This window comes from Caulobacter sp. CCNWLW153 (assembly GCF_036889365.1).
In the GTDB taxonomy this organism is placed as follows: domain Bacteria; phylum Pseudomonadota; class Alphaproteobacteria; order Caulobacterales; family Caulobacteraceae; genus Caulobacter; species Caulobacter radicis.
In genome coordinates this window covers 1-19,577 of record NZ_JBAKFV010000021.1, presented here as the reverse complement: position 1 = coordinate 19,577, position 19,577 = coordinate 1, and the positions used below count along the sequence as shown (strand labels likewise).

The window sequence follows — 19,577 nt, the reverse complement described above, 5'->3', positions numbered from 1 at the left end:
GCCATGCTCGAACGCCTCTTCAAGCTGCAGGCCCTGGGGAGCAACGTCCGCACCGAGGTGCTGGCCGGCTTCACCACCTTCATGACCATGGCCTACATCGTCGTGGTCAACCCGGCGATCCTCAGCGAGACCGGCATGCCGATCGCCGCCGTGGCCGCCGCCACCTGCCTGGCCGCCGGCCTGGGCTCGATCCTGATGGGCCTGATCGCCAACTATCCGCTGGCGCTCGCGCCCGGCATGGGCCTCAACGCCTACTTCACCTACACCGTGGTCAAGGGCATGGGCGTGCCGTGGGAGACCGCGCTGGGCTGCGTGTTCATCTCGGGCGTGGCCTTCCTGATCCTGACCGTGGCGGGCATCCGCCAGATGATCGTGGCGGCCATTCCCCGGCCCCTGTTCTCGGCGGTCGCCGCGGGCGTTGGTTTGTTCATCGCCTTCATCGGCCTCAAGAGCGCCGGCGTCATCGTCGCCAATCCGGCCACGGCCGTGGCCCTGGGCGACCTGACCACGCCCTCGGCCGCCCTGGCCCTGATCGGCCTCGTCCTCATCGCCGCGCTTCAGGCCTGGCGGGTGAAGGGCGCGATCCTGATCGGCATCCTGCTGGCCGCGATCGCCGGCTGGCTCCTGGGCCTGTCGAAGTTCACGCCCGGCGCCTACAGCCTGAGCGACCTGTCGGCGACCTTCTTCAAGATGGACGTCGGCGCGGCTCTCCACCTGCAAGGCGGCATGGGCGTCGCCCTGCTCGAGATCATCTTCGTCTTCCTGTTCGTCGACCTGTTCGACAATGTCGGGACCCTGGTCGCCGTCACCAAGAAGGCGGGCCTCGTGGAGCCCGACGGCACGATCCCGCGCCTCAATCGCATCCTCACGGCCGACTCCGCCGCGACCATGATCGGCGCCGCGGCCGGCACCAGCACGGTGTGCAGCTACATCGAGAGCGCCTCGGGCGTCACCGCCGGCGGCCGCACCGGCCTGACCGCCGTGGTGGTCGGGATCCTCTTTTTGATCACCCTGTTCTTCGCGCCGCTGGTCCAGGCCATTCCGGCCGCCGCCACGGCCCCGGCCCTGGTCCTCGTCGGCGCGCTGATGATCGGCTCCCTGGCCGAGGTCGACTGGACCGACCCGACGGTGGCCATCCCCGCCTTCCTGACGGTGATCACCATTCCGCTGACCTTCTCGATCGCCAACGGCCTGGCGTTCGGCATCACCAGCTACGCCGTGCTCAAGGCCGTGACCGGCAAGCTGCGCAAGGGCGACTGGCTGCTCGTCGTGCTCGCGGCGCTGTTCGTCATCCGCTTCGTCTATCTGGCGAAAGGCTGACCAAAACCCTTTGCGCGAGCGCGGCTTTCGGCTAAGACCGCGCTTCCGCAAGGCGGATGCACCCGTAGCTCAGCTGGATAGAGCGTTGCCCTCCGAAGGCAAAGGTCACACGTTCGAATCGTGTCGGGTGCGCCAGTCCTACTTGCCAAGAAATGCGCGCCCGTAGCTCAGCTGGATAGAGCATCAGACTACGAATCTGAGGGTCGGACGTTCGAATCGTTCCGGGCGCGCCATTTTCTCCCAAGACATTCATGGACTAGACGGCCACTCTGGGCGGCCCCGACTAGTTTTCGTGTCCAGCCGGGACTTCAGGCGGGGAATTTCCCACGTCGCGGGGATTTTGCGGCGCTCATCAAATCCGCTCGGCCGCCCAAGGGTCCTCGAAGGCCCGCGGACCTGGCGTGGGCCAAGACGGACTGGCTGCCGTCGCTAGAGCACCAGTCGCCGCACGCGGAAGGCCTCGGCCGCCGCCAGCGAGACTTCCGACCCGCGCAGCCGCGCCAGCCGCTCGACATTGGCGAGGCTGGCGTGATGCGGCTCCCGCCGGATCTGCGAGCGGTAGCAGCCATAGGCCGCCAGCTTGCGCTCCAGGGTCGCGCCGATGTCGACATGGAGGTTGGGATGGAACGGCTCGGCGCCCCAGCCCAGCTGCGGCTGGTCGTATTCCATGACCAGCGAGGCGAAGGCCTTGTCGGCCGGCAGGTGCGGGCGGCAGGCGGCGATCACGGCGCGGAACACGGCGACGTGGTCCTGGTTGTAGGACGGCGCCGGCATGCAGACGATGTCGGGCCGGAAGGCCTCGAAGGCATAGCCGGCGCGCCGCTCGATCAGGCCGACCAGCTCGGCCTGGGGCATGGCGTCCAGCCGCATGTGGACCTCGTCGGAGGTGAACAGCACCTCGTGGTCGCGGACCCCCAGCACCTCCATAGCCGCCTCGAACTCGCTGCGCCGGCGATCGCCCCCGACCACCGCCTCGTCGGCCCCGAACTGCGGCAACGCCTCGGGCGCCGAGATCACCATGACCGCCACCTCGCAGCCGGCGTCGACCGCGCGGGCCATCAACCCGCCGCAGCCGAAGGTCTCGTCGTCGGGATGGGGGCTGATCACCAGCAGGCGACGCCCCTTGCTCAGCAGGCTTTCGCCCAGGCCGATCGCGCCCATGTCAGGCCTCTCCCCGCTCGTGCTCGCGTGGGGGCGCGGGCGCGCCCGCGCCCGCGCTCTCGATCGCGTCGTCGATGATCCGGTCCAGGCCCCGCCGGGGCGACCAGCCGACGGCCTGGGCGATCCGGCCGATGTCGGGCTGGCGATGGCGGGCCTCGGCGAAGTCGTCGCCGAAGGCCTGGACGAACGGCACGTGGCGGATCGGCGAGTCCGAGCCCAGCCGCTCGCGCACCTTGCCGGCCAGGTCGCGGATCGACACGCTCTGGACCCCGCCCACGTTGTAGAGCCGCCCCCAGCTCGACGGCGTGCGGGCCAGGGCGACCAGGGCGTCGACCACGTCGGCGACGTGGCAGAACACCCGGGTCTGCTCGCCGTCGCCATAGACGGTCATCGGCTCGCCGCGCCGAGCCTGGTCGACGAAGCGCGGCAGCACCATGCCGAAGGCGGCCGACTGGCCCGGCCCGACGGTGTTGAACAGGCGCACCACCACGAACGGCAGACCCCGCTCGCGACCCAGGGCGAAGGCCATCTGCTCGCCGGCCGCCTTCGTCAGGGCGTAGGTCCAGCGGCCCTGCTCGGGCGGGCCGAAGCTGCCCGCGTCATCCTCCCGGAACGGGGCGGTCGCCAGCGGGCCGTAGACCTCGCTCGACGAGGCCAGCAGGACAGGGACGCCGGCGGCCGCGGCCGCCTCCAGCACCGTCAGGGTGGTGGCCTGGTTGACCAGCGCCGTCCGCAGCGGCGACTCGACCACGCGCCGCACCCCGACCACGGCCGCCAGGTGGAAGACGAAGTCGCAGCCCTCGACCAGCCGGGCGACCAGCGCCGCGTCGGCGCAGTCGCCGCGCACGAAGGTCAGCCCCTCGGGCTCGCCGAGCGTGGGGTTGGGCCAGGTTCCGGTCGACAGGTCGTCCAGCGCCACGACCTCGACGCCCTGGTCGAGCAAGGCGCGGCCCAGCCAGGCGCCGATGAAGCCGGCGCCGCCGGTGATGAGAACTTTCTTCAAGGGCGAGATCCACTCCCGAAAGGCCTTGCCTCGGCGAGACCGCGCCGCGATACAACCTTCGTGCGTAGCTATATCGATCCGCCGACCCGCGCCAGACGATCGACGTCCTTCCGGCGCCGCGCCGGGGCGGGCGCCCGATGAGCGCCTGGTCCTACGACCTCATCGCCGAGGTCTACGACACCGACATGGGCTCGAACCTGGCCGTCGACGACGTCGGCTACTACGCCGACCTGTGCCGCGCGGCGCCGGGCCCGGTGCTGGAGCTGGGCTGCGGCACCGGCCGGGTCACCCTGCCGCTGCTGGCGGCCGGGATCGACGTGACCGGCGTCGACCGCTCCTGGCCGATGCTGCGGCGCCTGGCGCGGGACGCCGTCGCGCGGGGCCTGGCCGCCCGCTGCGCCTGCATGGACGCCGCCGCCCTGTCGTTCACGCAAAGCTTCCAGACGGTCATCGCGCCGTTCTCGATGGTCACCTACCTGACCGACGACACGGCGCTGGACGCCATGCTGGCCGGGGTCCGCGCGCTGCTTCGCCCCGGCGGCCGGCTGGCGCTGGACGCCTTCGCGCCGCGCGACGTCTCGGCCTTCGCCGAATTCCGCCAGGACTACGACCGCTCTCATGGCGAGGGCCGCCTGGCGCGGTTCCGCCGCATCGCCCCGCTGGACGGCGGCCGCAACCGGATCGAGCGCCTCTACCGCCTCACCGCCCCGGGCCAGGCGCCGCGGGAATGGACGACGATCGACACCATTCGTCCGTATACGGAAAATATGCTGATCGAGGCCGGCGAGCGCGCGGGCTTCGCCCTGGACCGGGTCGACCACGACTACGGCCGCCGGACGTCGGACGACCCCGATTTCGCCACCGTGGTGCTGACGTCCCGCTAGGCGCGGGGACGGTCCGGCTCTCTCAGACCTGCACCACCCGGGCGCTCCCGCCGGCGACGCCGGCCAGGACGTTGCGGGTGTCGAACACCAGCGGCGCGGCGCGCAGGAAGGCGGCGTGGTCGACCCGGTCGTGATCGGTGACGATCACCACCGCGTCCCAATCGCGCGCCAGGGCCTCGTCGACGGGCGCGGCGCTCAGCATGCGCCCGCCCGCCTCCAGCTGCGGCACCAACGGATCGCAGTAGGCCGTTTCGCACCCGGCCTCGGACAGGATCTCGATGATCTCGACCGCGGGGCTGTGGCGCGCGTCGCCGACATTGCGCTTGTAGGCCGCGCCGACCACCAGGATCCGTCCGCGACCGCCATCCGCGCGCGGCGGCAGGGCGGCCAGCACCTCGGCGCAGACCTCGCCCGGGCGACGCCCGACGATGTCGCGAGCCGCGTCGACCAGCGGCAGGTTCAGACCCATGCCCTCGGCGCGCCAGGTCAGATAGACCGGATCCACCGGGATGCAGTGGCCGCCCACCCCGGGGCCGGCCGCGAAGGGCATGAAGCCGAACGGCTTGGTCGCCGCCGCCCGAGCCACCGCCCAGGGATCCAGTCCCATGCCTCGGAAGGTGGCGGCCAGTTCGTTGGCCAGGGCGATGTTGACCAACCGGAAGACGTTCTCGCTCAGCTTGGCCGCCTCGGCCGTGGCCAGGCTGTCGACCGCCGCCGGCTCGGCGAAGGTCCGATAAAGGCCGAGCGCCATCTCGCGCTCCGCGTGGCTGTCGGCTCCCACCAGGCGGCGGCGTGACTGCTCGCCGCTGGCCCCGCCGGGATTCTGGCGTTCGGGCGCATGGGCCAGGGCGAAGTCGCGACCGGCCCGCAGGCCGCTGAGCTGCTCGAGCCTGGGCCGCAGGACCTCGGCGGTCGCCCCGGGATAGACGGTCGATTCCAGCGCCACCAGGGCGCCGCGGGTCAGCGCCGGACCGACCAGTTCGGCCGCTTCGATCACCGCCCCCATGTCGGGCGCGCCGGACGGCGACAACGGGGTCGGCACGCAGATCAGGTAGACATCGGCCGGAGGAGCGCGCCCCGCGACCGGGGCGGCGGCCGCGAAGCGCGGCCACAGCGCCTCCAGCGCCGCGTCGGCGATATGCGGCAGCGGACTGCGGCGCGCGGCCAGGCTGGCCAGGACCGCGGGACTGGAATCACAGCCGACGACGGCGAAGCCGGCCCGCGCCAGGTCCAGCGCCAGCGGCAGGCCCACATAGCCCAGCCCCAGCACGCAGACCGTCAGGTCGCGATCCTCCACGCGCGCGATGAACCGCGCCGCCTCCAGGGCCAAGCCCTCCGCCGTCGCTCCGCACTCGGCCATCTGTCCCCCTACTCCACTACTAGTCCGTCAGGACGCGCTCGCGCCTATCAGAGTCCGCGGATCGGCAGCGGCAGCAACAGCCGCACGATCAGCACCAGCCGGTTCCGCAACCGCCTCGCCACGGACGGCGGCGGGGGCGGAGGCGGCGGAGGCGGGGGAGGCGGCGGCGGGTCGCGCAGGGCGTCGTCCTGATAGTGGCCGCGCAGCAGGTCGACAGCGTCCTGCAAATGCTTGTTCGCGGCGGCTTTCATCGCCTCGCCCTCCAGCCGCACGGCCAGCATGATGAAGCCTTCGAGCATGGCCTGCACGTGCTTCAGCGGCGAGGTCAGGTGCTGGGCGGTATACGACCTGGAATGGATGCGATAGCGGGCCAGCCGTTCCGGCAGGTGCAGGAACCACCCGCGCGAACTCAGCAGGGTGATGATCGTGTAGTCCTCGTTCTGCCACAACTGCTCACCCGAGAACGGCGCGCGCTTCAAGGTCGCCGTGCGGATCAACGCGCTGGAGGTCAGCACGGTCATGCGGGTGAAGGGGTAGGGCTCGGCCATGGGATCGTAGAACGGCGCGCTGGGCACGTGGTTGAAGTAGGCCTCGGCGCTGGCGGCCAGGGCCGGCTCGTCCTCGGACACCACCGTGCAGAGCGTGTGGCAGAGCACGGCCTCGGGATGCTTGCGGAAGGCGTCGAGCTGCCGCCGCAGCTTGTCGGGCTCGAAGGCGTCGTCGGAGTCGAGCAGGGCGATGAACGGCGCGCGGGCCGAGCGAACGCCCAGTTCGATGGTGCGGCTGACGCCCCGGTTCCGGCCGCCGCCGTGACGGACCATGCGCACCCGGGAATCCTCGCGCGCCAGGCGCCGCACGATATCCGGCGAGCCGTCGGTGGAGCCGTCGTCGACCACCACGACCTCGAGGTCGCGATGGGTCTGGTCGAGCGCCGAGCGGATCGTCTCCTCGATGAAAGGCTCGGCGTTGTACATCGGGATGACGACCGCGACCTTGTCGTCTGCGGGCCGTGGGCGTGACGCCATCATCGTCGTGATGTCGTCGGCCGCGCGGCCCCCCACCCGCTCCCACGACAGCACGGCCAGCAGAGCCTCGTGCGCGGCGCGGGCGCGGCTTTCGCGTTCGGCCGGCGACCGCGCGACCAGGGCGACCAGGGCCCCGGCGAAGTCCTCGACCTCGGCGAGGTCCAGGTGGGCGCAGACCGGGGCGGGCAGGCCGCGCGCACCGAACGGCGTCGACAACACCGGCAGGCCGGCGGCCATGTATTCGCGGATCTTGATGTTGCTGCCCGAGCCGCTGGTCACCGGGTTGAGCGCCAGGTCGGCGGCGGCCAACTCGGCCTGCTTCTCCTCGTCGGACAGGCGCGGCACAAGTCGCACATTGGGCGGCGGCGGAGCGGCGTTGACCTCGGGCGCGAGCGCGATGCTGCCGGCCAGCACGAAGTCGAGCTGCGGCGTCGCTACGGCCATGTCCAACACCAGCCGCGCCGCGTCGACGTTGGGCGGCGCCCAGCTAGCCAGGAACAGGCAGCGCGGCCGGGCGCCCGCCGCCTCGGCGCGCCGGTAGCGCGACGGGTCGAAAGGCCAAGCCTCGACGCCGTTCTCGGCCACCCGCAGCTTGTCGCGCGCGGCGCCGTAGTGCTCGACGAACCGCTCCAGGTCGGCTTCGCTGCAGGCCAGGACGAGGTCGGCCTCGGCCAGGCAATGGGCTTCGGTCTGCTCGATACGGATCAGCATCCGCTGGGTCTCGGCGGTGCGGGGCAGGTGGCTGCGGCGCAGGTCGATCTCGACGTCCGGCGCCTCGTAGACCAACGGCTTGTCGCTGACCTGGCGCAGCGCGTAGATCAGGCCGGGATGGCTGGCGACCAGCACGTCGGCCTCGTCGCAGGCCGCCTTCAGGGCCTCGACATAGGTCGGCGTCAGGCGGAAGAGGTGCGACACCGCGAAGTCGCCCACCGGGTTGCCATCGGCCTTCTCGCACAGCCGCAGCTCTTCCCAGAGATGGTCGTCCGAGATCGGGATCCGGCGCTCGACCAGTCCCGGGGCGATCTCCGCGTCCAGGGCCCCGGCGTCCTGCTTGACCAGGGCCAGGATCGTCACGGGGTGGCGCTTGGCGATCTCGCGATAGAGATTGAAGTTCCGCATCGCGGCGCCGGAGGTCGGCGGGAAGGTCGCATAGGTCGTGGCGACAACGATTTTCATGAACTCAAGACCCCCCGGCCGACCTATACGCGTCAGTGGCATGTATTAGAGCCCACCCTGCAAATCACAAGCCGTCGCGCGCAGGGGACACATCGCGCGCTACGCCGTTCCCAGAACCGGCCGTTTCAGCGCGCCATGCGCCTTCTCCTCGAAGAACCTCCGGGAAGTTCCGGGTTGTCGACGCAGCGGGTTTGGCCGTAGCGCTGGGCGCATGACCATCTCCGTCCTCTTCGTCTGCCTGGGCAACATCTGTCGCTCGCCGCTGGCCGAGGCCGCGTTCCGGCTGGAGGCCGAGCGGCTGGGGCTGGACGTCTTCGTGGATTCGGCCGGCACCGGCGGCTGGCACGCGGGCGATCCGCCGGATCGGCGGGCGCAGGCCACGGCGCGGCGGCACGGGGTCGAGATCGGCCACTACGCCGCGCGGCAGGTGACGGCGGCCGACTTCGAGCGCTTCGACCACGTGGTGGCGCTGGATCTGGACAATCTGCGCAACCTGCGACGGTTGGCGCCGGCCGGAAGCCCGGCGCGACTTAGCCTGCTGCTGGACCACGTGGACGGGCGCGCGGGCGAGGCCGTGGCCGACCCCTACTATGGCGACGACGCCGGGTTCGAGGTCACCTGGGCCGATGCGGTGGCCGGGGCGCGGGGGCTGGCGGCGAAGCTGAAACACCCTCGCTAGGGGCGCGGGACGCCCAAGTCCGCGCAAGCTGAAAACGTCCCCCCTCCGGCCCTTCGGGCCACCTCCCCCAGAGGGAGAGGATCTTCGGGCGTCGACGCCGAGATGCTCCCCCTCCGAGTGGAGCTGTCGGCGAAGCCGCCTGGGCCTTATCCCAGGTGCACGCGGATGAGACTGCGGGCGGCGCGGGCCACGGAACGGGCCGGGCCGTCGGCGCCGAGGGTGACGCGGGCGGTATAGGAGCCCTCCATCAACAGCATCAGGGCGTCGGCAAGCTCGTCGTCGGTGGTCCCGGCGCGGCGGCACAGGTCGATCAGGCGGCCGTGCAGCGAGCGCTTGTAGTTCACCGACACCTGCTGGGCCGGGTGGTTCTCCTCGTGCAGCTCGATGGCGGCGTTCGACAGCGGGCAGCCGTGGACGTTCATGTCGCAGGCCTTGGTCTCGAAGGCGTCGAAGATCGCCTCCAGCTGGGCCCGCGGATCGGTGCAGCAGCAGGCCGTGACGCCGTCCCACCAGGCCCAGTATTCACGCTCCTGCTCGCGCAGCACCTCGGCGACCAGTTCGTCCTTGGACGGAAAGTTCCGGTACAGCGTCATCTTGGTGGCCTCGGCCTCGGCCGCGATGGCCTCGACGCCGACGGCCCGGATACCGTGCTGGTAGAAGAGCTCGCGGGCCGTCTCGAAGATCCGGTCGCGGGCGGGCCTCTTGGACGCCGGCGGGCCGTCCGGCGCGCACGCCGTCCCGGCTCCCAGCTCCCCCGAGCCGACCTCCCCAGATTTTCTCGCAGCCATTTTCGCAACACCTCGCCTTGACGTGAGAGTTACCGGTCAGTATCTCTCCGCCATGGAGTGATACCGAACGGTATCGTCACATCCTAAATCGTCATTCCGCCGAGCCAAGTCAAGCAACAGACCCTGCGACATTTCTCACCCTCTTACCCCTTGAACGGAGCGCAAGCCATGCCGAACGCGAGCGACATCACCGCCGCCCCCGAAGCGACCCAGGCCTGCCTCTCCTCGGGGTGGCTGGCCACGGCCGCCTGTCACGGCCGCTCGATCCAACGCTGGCTCGACCGGGCCACGGCGCCCAAGCCCCGCACCCGGTCTTCGCGGCCCTACCGCCCGCCGACCTGGGAATAGTTCCCCAAGCTTACCGCCTCCCCGGCGTCCCCTCCCCGTCCGCTCCTCCCCGAGCGTCTCTTTCGACAGGTCTCCCGATGCGCCAAGCCATCAACACCTTCGCCGGCCTCGCCGCGCTGGCGGTCCTCACCGCCTGCAGCGCCCAGGCCAAGCCCGAGCAGGGCCCCGCCCCCGCCGTGCAGGTCACCGTCGCCGACGTGGCCTTCAAGTCGCTGCGCCAGTGGGACGACTTCACCGGCCGGCTGGAGGCGGTCGACACCGTCGACATCCGCCCCCGGGTCGGCGGCTACGTGAACAGCGTGCGCTTCGCCGAAGGCGCCTATGTCCGCAAGGGCCAGGTGCTGTTCGAGATCGACCCGCGACCGTTCCAGGCCGAAGCCGCCCGCGCCTCGGCCGAAGTGGCCCGCGCCAAGGCCGGCCTTGATCTGGCCGTCGTCAACCGCGAGCGCGGCCAGCGGCTGATCGACCAGAACGCCCTGGCCCGCAGCGAATTCGACCGTCTGGCCTCCGAAGAGAAGGCCGCCCAGGCCAACCTCGCCGCCTCCCAGGCCGCCTTGCAGACCGCCCGCCTGAACCTGGAATGGACCAAGGTGACCTCGCCGATCGACGGCCGCGTCTCCAAGGCCCTGATCACCCGCGGCAACCTGGTCACCCAGGCCGACATGCTGACCACGGTGGTTTCCGACGCGCCGATCTACGCGGCCTTCAGCGCCGACGAGCAGACCTTCCTGAAGTACGCCGCCGCCGAGCGCGGCAAGGAAAGCCCGGTCTATATGGGCCTGATGACCGAGGACGGCTATCCGCACGAGGGCAAGCTGTCGTTCATCGACAACGCCCTGGACGCCAAGAGCGGCACGATCAGCGGCCGGGCGATCTTCGCCAACGCCGACGGCAAGTTCACGCCGGGCCTGTTCGCCCGCATCCGCCTGGTCAGCGCCTCCAGCCAGACCGTCGCCCTGGCCCCCGACCGCGCCATCGCCACCGACCTGGGCAAGCGCTACGTGATCGTCGTCGACCAGGCCAACAAGGCCCAGTACCGCCCGGTCGAGGTGGGTCCGCTGGCTGGCAACCTGCGGGTCGTCCGCCAGGGCCTCAAGCCCGGCGACCGGGTGATCGTCGGCGGCCTGCAGAAGGTCAAGCCCGGCGACACCGTCGCCCCGGTGGTCGTCAAGACGCAGGCGGCCGACCTCGGCCAGCTGGAAGTCGGCCCGCAGAAGGTGGCCTCGGTCGCGACGGCCAGCAGCCAGAACTGACGCCCTCTCCCTTCCCCCTCGATGGGGGAAGGGCCGGGGATGGGGGTGACAGCAGCGCCAGCCGCCAGACGCCAGCGCCTCTCACCGCCCTCAGCAGACACCCCCACCCCTGCCCCTCCCCCATCAAGGGGGAGGGGGTCTTCAAACTCGTCCCTCTCCTCCCCGGACGCTCCCCATGAATTTCGCAAAATTCTTCGTCGGACGACCGCGGTTCGCCGCCGTTCTGTCCATCGTCATCTTCATCGCGGGGCTTGTCGCCCTGCCCAACCTGCCGATCAGCGAGTACCCCGAAGTGGTGCCGCCGACGGTCGTCGTGCGCGCGGCCTATCCGGGCGCCAACCCGTCGGTGATCGGCGAGACCGTGGCCGCCCCCCTGGAGCAGGCCATCAACGGCGTCGAGGGGATGATCTACCAGTCGTCCCAGTCGGCCTCGGACGGGGCCATGATCCTGACCGTGACCTTCGCGCTCGGCACCGACCTGGATAAGGCCCAGGTGCAGGTGCAGAACCGCGTGGCCCAGGCCCTGCCGAAACTGCCCCAGGAGGTGCAGCGCATCGGCGTGACCACCAACAAGGCCTCGCCCGACCTGACCCTGGTCGTGCACATGATCTCGCCCAACAACCGCTACGACATGCTCTATCTGAGCAACTACGCGCAGCTGAACGTGCGGGACCGCCTCAAGCGCATCGACGGCGTGGGCGACGTGCAGATCTTCGGCGCCGGCGCCTATTCCATGCGGGTGTGGCTGGATCCGGAGAAGGTGGCCGCCCTGGGCATGACCGCCGGCGACGTCGTCCGCGCCCTGCGCGAGCAGAACGTGCAGGTGGCCGCCGGCCAGCTGGGCGCGCCGCCCAACGCCGGCTCGGGCGCCGAATTCCAGCTGTCGATCAACGCCCCCGGGCGCCTGACCGACGAGGACCAGTTCCGAAACGTCATCATCCGCTCGGGCGCCGACGGCCAGATCACCCGCCTGGGCGACGTGGCCCGCGTGGAACTGGGCGCCAACAACTACGCCCTGCGCTCCCTGCTGGACAACAAGTCGGCCGTCGCCGTGCCGATCTTCCAGCGCCCCGGCTCCAACGCCCTCGAGATGGCGGCCGAGGTCAAGAAGACCATGAAGGAGCTGAAGAAGGACTTCCCCGAGGGCGTCGACTACGAGATCATCTACGACACCACGGCCTTCGTGCAGGAGAGCATCGACTCGGTGGTCCACACCCTGGTCGAGGCCATCATCCTGGTGGTCATCGTGGTGGTGATCTTCCTGCAGGGCTGGCGGGCCTCGGTGATCCCGCTGCTGGCCGTGCCGGTGTCGCTGATCGGCACCTTCGCGATCATGCTGCTGCTGGGCTTCGGCCTCAACGCCCTGACCCTGTTCGGCCTGGTGCTGGCGATCGGCATCGTCGTCGACGACGCCATCGTCGTGGTCGAGAACGTCGAGCGCCACATCGAGAACGGCCTCTCCCCGCCCGAAGCCACCCGCAAGGCGATGAGCGAGGTCACCGGCCCGATCATCGCCGTGGCGCTCGTGCTCTGCGCGGTGTTCATTCCCACCGCCTTCATCACCGGCCTGTCGGGCCAGTTCTACCGTCAGTTCGCCCTGACGATCGCCATCTCGACGATCATCTCGGCCATCAACTCCCTGACCCTGTCGCCGGCCCTGGCCGCCGTGCTCCTGAAGTCGCACCACGCGCCCAAGGACCGCTTCCAGAAGCTGATCGACCGCCTGCTGGGCTGGCTGTTCACGCCGTTCAACAAGGTCTTCCACCGCGCCTCGAACGGCTATGTCCGCGGCGTGAAGGCGACGTTGGGCCGTTCGACCGCCTCGCTGTTCGTCTATGGCGGCCTCTTGCTGCTGACGGCGCTGGCCTTCGCCCGCACCCCGTCCGGCTTCGTGCCGCAGCAGGACAAGGCCTATGTGGTCGCCGTCGTGCAGCTGCCCGACGCCGCCTCGCTGGATCGCACCGAGGCCGTGATCAAGCAGATGGGCGACATCGCCATGAAGACCCCGGGCGTCGAGCACTCGGTGGCCTTCCCCGGCCTGTCGGCCAACGGCTTCATCAACAGCCCCAATTCCGGCGCGGTGTTCTTCCCGCTCAGCGACTTCAAGGACCGCAGGAGCAAGGATCTCTCGGCCGGCGCCATCGTGGGCCAGCTGAACCAGAAGTTCGCCGCCATCCCCGACGCCCAGATCGCGGTCTTCCCGCCGCCGTCCGTGCAGGGGCTGGGCACCATCGGCGGCTTCCGCATGCAGATCGTCGACAAGGCCGGCCTCGGCTCGGACGAGCTCTACAAGCAGACCCAGGCGATCATCGCCAAGGCCCAGAAGGATCCGGCCCTGGCCGGCGTCTTCTCCAGCTACCAGGTGAGCGTGCCCAAGATCCAGGCCGACATCGATCGCGAGAAGGCCCGGGCCCAGGGCGTGTCCCTGACCGACCTGTTCGAGACTCTGCAGGTCTATCTGGGCTCGCTGTACGTCAACGACTTCAACCGCTTCGGGCGGACCTACGAGGTCAACGTGCAGGCCGACCAGGACTTCCGCCTGCAACCCGAGCAGATGCTGCGCCTGCAGACCCGCAACGGCGACGGCCAGATGATCCCCCTGGGCGCCTTCGTCAGCTTCAAGGAGGCCACCGGTCCCGACCGCGAGATGCACTACAACGGCATGCTGACCGCCGAGATCAACGGCGGCCCGGCGCCCGGCTTCTCGACCGGCCAGGCCCAGGCGGCGCTGGAGAAGATCGCCGCCGAGGAACTGCCGAACGGCATCGGCTTCGAATGGACCGAGCTGACCTACCAGCAGATCCTGGCCGGCAACACGGCGATCTACATCTTCCCGCTGTGCGTGCTCCTGGCCTTCCTCGTGCTGGTCGCCCAGTACGAAAGCTGGAGCCTGCCGCTGGTGGTGATCCTGATCGTTCCGATGACCCTGCTGTCGGCCCTGGTCGGCGTGCTGGTGACCGGCGGCGACAACAACATCTTCACCCAGATCGGCCTGATCGTGCTGGTGGGGCTGGCGTGCAAGAACGCCATCCTGATCGTCGAGTTCGCCCGCGAACGCGAGATCGAGGGCGACACACCGCTCCAGGCGGTGCTGGAAGCCTGCCGCCTGCGCCTGCGTCCCATCCTGATGACCTCGATCGCCTTCATCATGGGCGTCTGGCCGCTGGTGGTGTCGCACGGGGCGGGCGCGGAGATGCGCCGGGCCATGGGCGTGGCGGTGTTCTCCGGCATGCTGGGCGTCACCGTCTTCGGCCTGATCCTGACGCCGGTGTTCTACTACGTCATCCGCCGGCTCTCGGGCCGCAAGTCGCTGGCGACCGTCAAGACGGCCCCGGCGGTGGAGGCGCAAGCCCACTGACCCAACCGCTCCCCTCCCCCTCGATGGGGGAGGGGCAGGGGTGGGGGTGAAGCGGCGTCGGCCGGCTCCCCATCCTGAAACGCCGTCACCCCCATCCCCGACCCTTTCCCCCATCAAAGGGGGGAAGGGAGACCTTCCGAGGTTTTCGATGACCTTCCTCAAAGTCGCTCTCGTCGCCGGCGTCTCGCTGCTGGCCACGGCCTGCGCCGTCGGCCCGACCTACAAGGCCCCGGCCACCGCCCCCGTCGCGCTCCAGAACGCGACGCCCGCCGTCGTCTCCACCGCCAATCCCGAGGCCCAGTGGTGGAAGGCGTTCGGCGACCCGACGCTGGACGCCCTGGTGTCCCAGGCCCTGGCCGCCAATCTCGACCTCAAGGTCGCCGTGGCCCGCGTCGACGAGGCCCGCGCCCTGTTCAGGGACGCGCGCCTGGACCAGATCCCGCGCGTCACCGCCTCGGGCGGCTATACCGACACCAAGCAGCAGCAGCCCGGCTTCTCCGACCAGCGGGTCGAGGTCGAGAGCTATCGCGCCGGCCTCGACGCGGCCTGGGAGATCGACCTCTTCGGCCGCGTGCGCCGCGGCGTGCAGGCCGCCAGCGCCGAGGCCGGCGCCGCCCAGGCCGACCTGCATGATGTTCAGGTGAGCGTGGCCGCCGAGGTCGCCCGCAACTATCTCGAACTGCGCGGCGCCCAGGCCCGCCTGGCGGTGGCCCGCCGCAACCTCGAGACCCAGCGCGACACCCTGCGCCTGACCCGCGTGCGGTTCGAGGCCGGGGCCGGCGGGGCCATCGACGTCGCCAGCGCCGAGGCCCGCCTGAACGCCACCGAAGGCACGATCCCCGACCTCGTCACCGCCGCCACGCGCGCCAACTATCGCCTGGCCGTGCTGACCGGCCAGCGCCCCGGCGCGCTGGACGCCCAGCTCGCGCCGCGCGCCGAGGAGCCCGCGCCGCTGGTCGCCGCCCTGCCGATCGGCGAGGCGTCGGACTTCCTGCGCCGTCGCCCCGACGTTCAGGCGGCCGAGCGCCGCCTGGCCGCCCAGACCGCCAAGGTCGGGGTGGCCACCGCCGACCTCTTCCCGCGCGTGCGGGTGACCGGCTTCGTCGGTTTCCTGTCGGGCACGTCGTCGGGCTTCGGCAACAGCGCCAGCCAGGCCTGGTCGGTCGCCCCGGCGGTCAGCTGGCCGGCGCTCGACCTCGGCGGCGCCCGCGCGCGGCTGAAGGCGGCGGAAGCCCGCAACGACGCGGCGCTGGCCGCCTATGACCAGACCGTGCTGGCGGCGATCGAGGACCTGGAGACCGCGCTCGTCTCCTACGCCCAGCGCCAGGCCCGGCTCAAAAGCCTGGCCGACCAGGCCGCCGCCTCCCGCCGCGCCGCCGAGCTGGCCCGCATCCAGTACAAGGAGGGCGGCATCGACTTCCTCGTCCTGCTCGACGCCGAACGCACCCTGCTGGCGGCGGAGGATTCGCTGACCGTCGCCGAGACCGGCGTGAACACCGACGTCGTGGCGATCTACAAGGCGCTGGGAGGCGGGTGGTCGTAACTCAAGACCCTCCCCCTGAAGGGGGAGGTGGCCCAAAGGGCCGGAGGGGGAAGTTCCTTCAAACGGCGAAGCGACGTTGACCCAACAGCGACTTCCCCCTCAGTCGCTTCGCGACAGCTCCCCCTTCAGGGGGAGCATCTTGTTGCCGAACCCCTCCCCCGTCCCTACCTGCACAGCTCCAACCCGGAGCCCCCCGCATGGCCGCCGCCGACGCCTACGTCTACCATCCCCGCGACGGCCACGGCCTGGCCCACGATCCGTTCAATTCCATCGTCGGCCCGCGCCCGATCGGCTGGATCTCCAGCGTCGACGCGCAAGGGCGGCGCAACCTCGCGCCCTACAGCTTCTTCAACGCCTTCAACTACACCCCGCCGATCGTCGGCTTCGCCTCGACGGGCTGGAAGGACACCATCGCCAACGTCCAGGCCACCGGCGTGTTCTGCTGGAACCTGGCCACGCGCGAGCTGGCGCAGGCGATGAACGTGACCTCGGCCCCCGCCGCGCCCGGCCAGGACGAGTTCGAACTGGCCGGCCTGACGCCGGTCGCCAGCACGCTGATCGCCGCGCCGCGCGTGCTGGAAAGCCCGGTGAACTTCGAGTGCCGCGTCACCCAGTCGTTCCAGCTGACCACGGCGGCCGGCGAGGCGGTCGAGACCTGGATGACCTTCGGCGAGGTCGTGGCCGTCCACATCGACCGCCGGCTGATCCGGGCGGACCATGTCTACGACGCGCCCGCCGGCCGGCCGATCCTGCGCTGGGGCGGCCGCGGCGACTATGTCGCCGTCGACCCCGCCGCGATGTTCGAGATCTTCCGCCCGACCAAGGCCGACATCCCGCCGGCCGACTAGCGCCTCAGGCCGACGGGGTCAGGAAAGCCGGTCGCGGAACGCGGCGTAGTCGAACGCCCTGACCTCTCGCAGCACGTCCGTGTCGCTGTTCCACAGCGCGATCGCGGGCAGCGGCACGCCGTTGAAGGTGTTGGTCTTGACCATCGAATAGTGGGCCTGGTCCAGGAACGCGATGCGCGTTCCCGGCGCCGGGCGCTCGGCGAAGACGTAGTCGCCGATGATGTCGCCGGCCAGGCAGGACGGCCCGCCCAGGCGCACGGCGACGCCTTCGCCAGGCTCCTTGAGCATGGCCGGGCGGTAGGGCGCCTCGATCACGTCCGGCATGTGGCAGGTGGCCGAGATGTCGGTGATGGCGATGGGCATGCCGTTGTCGAACACGTCCAGCACCTCGCCGACCAGGATGCCGGCGTCCAGCGCCACGGCCTCGCCCGGCTCCAGATAGACCTGCACGCCGTGGCGATCGGCCACGTCGTTGAGGAACGCGACCAGCCGGTCGGTCTGGTAGTCGGCGCGGGTCACGTGGTGGCCGCCGCCGAGGTTCAGCCACTTCACCCCGCCCAGCAGCGGCGCGAGCTTGGGTTCAACCGCCGCCCAGATGCGGGCCAGCGGCTCGAAGTCCTGCTCGCACAGGGCGTGGATGTGCAAACCATCGACGCCCCGCATGTGCTCGGGCCGCAGCTGCGACACCGGGAAGCCCAGGCGCGAGCAGGGCTGGGCCGGATCGTACTTGGCGACCTCGCCCTCGGAATGCTCGGGGTTCAGCCGCAGGCCGATCTCGAACACCTCGCCCTCGGCGCGGGCCTTGGCGATCACGTCCTCGAAGCGCGCCACCTGGTCGGGCGAGTTGAAGATCACGTGGTCGGACAGCCGCAGGATCTCCGGCAGGTCCTGGGCCTTGTAGGCGGGCGAATAGGTCGTCAGCTCGCCCTTGTAGAACTCGCGCGCCAGCCGCGCCTCCCACAGGCCCGAAGCGCAGACGCCGTCGAGATACTCACCGACGACGTCCGCCAGCGACCACATGGAAAAGGCCTTCAGGGCCAGCAGGACGCGGGCGTTCCCGCGATCGCGCACGTCCTTCAGGACGGCCAGATTGCGCCGCACCGCGACCTCGTCCACCACGAAGGCGGGCGAGGCGACGCGGTTCAGGTCGAAATGCGCGAAGGCGCCCGGATCACCGGCCCTGGTTTCCATGGGGTCTCTGTCTTCTCGGCTCTTAGAACGCCAGCGGCGCGTCCAGGTCTTCGACCGTCCACGGCAGGCCATGCTGGTTCAGCATGTCCATGAACGGATCGGGGTCGAGCTGCTCCATGTTGAACACGCCTTCGCCCTTCCACTTGCCGGTCAGCATCATGGCCGCGCCGATCATGGCCGGAACGCCCGTGGTGTAGCTGACGGCCTGGTTGCCGGTCTCGGCGTAGGCCTCCTCGTGATCGCAGATGTTCTTGACGTAGACGGTGCGGGCCTTGCCGTCCTTCTCGCCGGTCGCGATCGTGCCGATGTTGGTCTTGCCCTTGGTCAGCGGACCCAGCGACGACGGCTCGGGCAGCAGCGCCTTGAGCAGCTCCATCGGGATGATCTCGCGGCCCTGGAACATCATCGGCTCGATGCTGGTCATGCCGACATTGCCCAGCACTTCCAGGTGCTTGAGGTAGCTGTCGCCGAAGGTCATCCAGAAGCGGATGCGCTTGATCTCCGGATAGAACTTGGCCAGCGACTCCAGCTCCTCATGGTACATGAGGTACATGTTCTTGGGGCCGACGCCCTCGAAGTCGAACACCTGCTTGTGGCTGAGCGCCGGCCCCTCGATCCACTGGCCGCTTTCCCAGTGGCGCGACGGGGCGGTCACTTCGCGCAGGTTGATCTCGGGATTGAAGTTGGTGGCGAACGGCAGGCCGGTGTCGCCGCCGTTGCAGTCGAGGATGTCGAGCGTGTCGATCCGGTCCAGCAGGTGCTTCTTGGTGTAGGTCGTGAACACCGAGGTCACGCCCGGGTCGAAACCGCTGCCCAGCAGCGCCATCAGGCCGGCGTCCTTGAAGCGGTCCTGATAGGCCCACTGCCAGCTGTATTCGAACTTGGCCTCGTCGCGCGGCTCGTAGTTGGCCGTGTCGAGATAGTTCACGCCGGACGCCAGGCAGGCGTCCATGATCGCCAGGTCCTGGTAGGGCAGCGCCAGATTGACCACCAGGGCCGGCTTTGCCGACTTGATCAGCGCGGTCGTGGCGGCGACGTCGTCGGCGTCGATCGCCGCGGTGTCGATGGTCACGCCCGTGCGCTCCAGCACCGACTTGGCGATGGCGTCGCATTTGGACTTCGTCCGACTCGCCAAGGTGATGTGCGAGAAAATATCCGTGTTCATCGCCATCTTGTGGACAGCGACCGAACCAACGCCACCTGCGCCGATAACCAGCACCCTGCTCATTTTTGGCTTCTCCTAACGCCTACCGCCCCGCCCTCGGCCTGATTCTGGGGGGCGGGCCTCTTATCACGTGGACCAGGTCTTCGATAGGAACGATCGGCCTCCGCATTCGGAGGCCGCATGAACCCGGCAAGACCTGAAAGATCCTGAACCATTACACGAGCTTGATGGCGGACGCGTGTCTGACTTGCGCGCGCGGGCCAAAGCCGGTCGTTCAGCGAGGGGCTCGCCGCCCTTCCCACGCCCGGAGGTTGGGCGCGGCGCTTCTTCCACCGGCGAGGTTTTTCCCTAAACGAAAACGTCGAGCCGCCGACCTAGGGCATAGGCGGGCATTGTGCGCCCGCATCGTCGCATCTAGGGGCGGATGATGGTTGCTGTGGTGGCTGGCGCGGGCCTTGGGCTGGAGCGCAGTTCG

General features: G+C 69.9%; 15 protein-coding genes and 2 tRNA genes. 10 read left to right on the top strand and 7 right to left on the bottom strand.

The window, feature by feature from the left end; all coding sequences use genetic code 11:
* Positions 1–3: 3 nt before the first annotated feature.
* The 3 genes from V6S85_RS24090 (at position 4) to V6S85_RS24080 (ending at position 1,553) form a co-directional block, all read left to right on the top strand.
* On the top strand, positions 4–1,320 hold the full coding sequence (locus V6S85_RS24090; protein WP_116569936.1) for an NCS2 family permease: 1,317 nt from the start codon (positions 4–6) through the stop codon (positions 1,318–1,320).
* A 58-nt stretch (positions 1,321–1,378) separates the two neighbouring features.
* Positions 1,379–1,455, top strand: a tRNA-Arg gene (locus tag V6S85_RS24085).
* A 21-nt stretch (positions 1,456–1,476) separates the two neighbouring features.
* A tRNA-Arg gene (locus tag V6S85_RS24080) sits at positions 1,477–1,553 on the top strand.
* A gap of 196 nt (positions 1,554–1,749) precedes the next feature.
* On the opposite strand, the gene V6S85_RS24075 is transcribed toward V6S85_RS24080, so the two are convergent.
* Together V6S85_RS24075 and V6S85_RS24070 are read right to left on the bottom strand one after the other, a co-directional pair.
* A complete protein-coding gene (locus V6S85_RS24075) occupies positions 1,750–2,481 on the bottom strand; it encodes a PIG-L deacetylase family protein (protein ID WP_334350532.1) in 732 nt (243 codons plus the stop codon).
* Position 2,482: 1 nt separating this feature from the next.
* Positions 2,483–3,484 carry an NAD-dependent epimerase/dehydratase family protein gene (locus V6S85_RS24070; RefSeq protein ID WP_334350531.1) on the bottom strand — a complete coding sequence of 334 codons (1,002 nt, stop codon included), beginning with the start codon at positions 3,482–3,484 and terminating at the stop codon, positions 2,483–2,485.
* Positions 3,485–3,621: 137 nt separating this feature from the next.
* Between V6S85_RS24070 and V6S85_RS24065 the strand changes: the two genes are divergently transcribed.
* Positions 3,622–4,368 carry a class I SAM-dependent DNA methyltransferase gene (locus V6S85_RS24065; protein WP_116569945.1) on the top strand — a complete coding sequence of 249 codons (747 nt, stop codon included), beginning with the start codon at positions 3,622–3,624 and terminating at the stop codon, positions 4,366–4,368.
* A 22-nt stretch (positions 4,369–4,390) separates the two neighbouring features.
* On the opposite strand, the gene V6S85_RS24060 is transcribed toward V6S85_RS24065, so the two are convergent.
* Both V6S85_RS24060 and V6S85_RS24055 read right to left on the bottom strand, forming a co-directional pair.
* Positions 4,391–5,728 carry a nucleotide sugar dehydrogenase gene (locus tag V6S85_RS24060; protein WP_334350530.1) on the bottom strand — a complete coding sequence of 446 codons (1,338 nt, stop codon included), beginning with the start codon at positions 5,726–5,728 and terminating at the stop codon, positions 4,391–4,393.
* Between the two features lie 47 nt (positions 5,729–5,775).
* Positions 5,776–7,929: a glycosyltransferase gene (locus tag V6S85_RS24055; RefSeq protein ID WP_334350529.1), complete on the bottom strand. Its 2,154-nt coding sequence runs from the start codon at positions 7,927–7,929 to the stop codon at positions 5,776–5,778.
* 211 nt (positions 7,930–8,140) lie between these two features.
* On the opposite strand from V6S85_RS24055, the gene V6S85_RS24050 reads away from it, so the two are divergent.
* Positions 8,141–8,608 carry a low molecular weight protein-tyrosine-phosphatase gene (locus V6S85_RS24050; RefSeq protein WP_334350528.1) on the top strand — a complete coding sequence of 156 codons (468 nt, stop codon included), beginning with the start codon at positions 8,141–8,143 and terminating at the stop codon, positions 8,606–8,608.
* 146 nt (positions 8,609–8,754) lie between these two features.
* Here V6S85_RS24050 and V6S85_RS24045 read toward each other — a convergent pair whose 3' ends face one another.
* Positions 8,755–9,396 (bottom strand): TetR/AcrR family transcriptional regulator, encoded by a 642-nt coding sequence (locus V6S85_RS24045; RefSeq protein ID WP_116488691.1) that lies wholly within the window; start codon positions 9,394–9,396, stop codon positions 8,755–8,757.
* A 168-nt stretch (positions 9,397–9,564) separates the two neighbouring features.
* On the opposite strand from V6S85_RS24045, the gene V6S85_RS24040 reads away from it, so the two are divergent.
* The 5 genes from V6S85_RS24040 (at position 9,565) to V6S85_RS24020 (ending at position 16,746) form a co-directional block, all read left to right on the top strand.
* Entirely contained in the window at positions 9,565–9,744 is a 180-nt protein-coding gene (locus V6S85_RS24040) for a hypothetical protein (RefSeq protein WP_133244838.1), read from the top strand.
* 77 nt (positions 9,745–9,821) lie between these two features.
* On the top strand, positions 9,822–10,997 hold the full coding sequence (locus V6S85_RS24035; protein WP_334350527.1) for an efflux RND transporter periplasmic adaptor subunit: 1,176 nt from the start codon (positions 9,822–9,824) through the stop codon (positions 10,995–10,997).
* A 175-nt stretch (positions 10,998–11,172) separates the two neighbouring features.
* A complete protein-coding gene (locus V6S85_RS24030; RefSeq protein ID WP_334350526.1) occupies positions 11,173–14,355 on the top strand; it encodes an efflux RND transporter permease subunit in 3,183 nt (1,060 codons plus the stop codon).
* Between the two features lie 148 nt (positions 14,356–14,503).
* Positions 14,504–15,898 (top strand): efflux transporter outer membrane subunit, encoded by a 1,395-nt coding sequence (locus tag V6S85_RS24025; protein ID WP_334350525.1) that lies wholly within the window; start codon positions 14,504–14,506, stop codon positions 15,896–15,898.
* Positions 15,899–16,095: 197 nt separating this feature from the next.
* Positions 16,096–16,746, top strand: coding sequence for a flavin reductase family protein (locus tag V6S85_RS24020; protein ID WP_334350524.1), 651 nt, complete (start codon positions 16,096–16,098; stop codon positions 16,744–16,746).
* Positions 16,747–16,764: 18 nt separating this feature from the next.
* Here the strand turns inward: V6S85_RS24020 and V6S85_RS24015 are convergent, their stop codons facing one another.
* Together V6S85_RS24015 and V6S85_RS24010 are read right to left on the bottom strand one after the other, a co-directional pair.
* Positions 16,765–17,937: a carboxynorspermidine decarboxylase gene (locus tag V6S85_RS24015; RefSeq protein WP_334350523.1), complete on the bottom strand. Its 1,173-nt coding sequence runs from the start codon at positions 17,935–17,937 to the stop codon at positions 16,765–16,767.
* A 22-nt stretch (positions 17,938–17,959) separates the two neighbouring features.
* A complete protein-coding gene (locus V6S85_RS24010; RefSeq protein WP_116569954.1) occupies positions 17,960–19,165 on the bottom strand; it encodes a saccharopine dehydrogenase family protein in 1,206 nt (401 codons plus the stop codon).
* Between the last annotated feature and the right edge of the window lie 412 nt (positions 19,166–19,577).

Excerpts from the sequence above, each read along its gene's own strand:
- V6S85_RS24090 (WP_116569936.1), top strand. The coding sequence starts at position 4 with ATGCTCGAACGCCTCTTCAAGCTGCAGGCCCTGGGGAGCAACGTCCGC.
- V6S85_RS24075 (WP_334350532.1), bottom strand. The coding sequence starts at position 2,481 with ATGGGCGCGATCGGCCTGGGCGAAAGCCTGCTGAGCAAGGGGCGTCGC.
- V6S85_RS24065 (WP_116569945.1), top strand. The coding sequence starts at position 3,622 with ATGAGCGCCTGGTCCTACGACCTCATCGCCGAGGTCTACGACACCGAC.
- V6S85_RS24060 (WP_334350530.1), bottom strand. The coding sequence starts at position 5,728 with ATGGCCGAGTGCGGAGCGACGGCGGAGGGCTTGGCCCTGGAGGCGGCG.
- V6S85_RS24055 (WP_334350529.1), bottom strand. The coding sequence starts at position 7,929 with ATGAAAATCGTTGTCGCCACGACCTATGCGACCTTCCCGCCGACCTCC.
- V6S85_RS24050 (WP_334350528.1), top strand. The coding sequence starts at position 8,141 with ATGACCATCTCCGTCCTCTTCGTCTGCCTGGGCAACATCTGTCGCTCG.
- V6S85_RS24045 (WP_116488691.1), bottom strand. The coding sequence starts at position 9,396 with ATGGCTGCGAGAAAATCTGGGGAGGTCGGCTCGGGGGAGCTGGGAGCC.
- V6S85_RS24040 (WP_133244838.1), top strand. The coding sequence starts at position 9,565 with ATGCCGAACGCGAGCGACATCACCGCCGCCCCCGAAGCGACCCAGGCC.
- V6S85_RS24035 (WP_334350527.1), top strand. The coding sequence starts at position 9,822 with ATGCGCCAAGCCATCAACACCTTCGCCGGCCTCGCCGCGCTGGCGGTC.
- V6S85_RS24030 (WP_334350526.1), top strand. The coding sequence starts at position 11,173 with ATGAATTTCGCAAAATTCTTCGTCGGACGACCGCGGTTCGCCGCCGTT.
- V6S85_RS24025 (WP_334350525.1), top strand. The coding sequence starts at position 14,504 with ATGACCTTCCTCAAAGTCGCTCTCGTCGCCGGCGTCTCGCTGCTGGCC.
- V6S85_RS24020 (WP_334350524.1), top strand. The coding sequence starts at position 16,096 with ATGGCCGCCGCCGACGCCTACGTCTACCATCCCCGCGACGGCCACGGC.
- V6S85_RS24015 (WP_334350523.1), bottom strand. The coding sequence starts at position 17,937 with ATGGAAACCAGGGCCGGTGATCCGGGCGCCTTCGCGCATTTCGACCTG.
- V6S85_RS24010 (WP_116569954.1), bottom strand. The coding sequence starts at position 19,165 with ATGAGCAGGGTGCTGGTTATCGGCGCAGGTGGCGTTGGTTCGGTCGCT.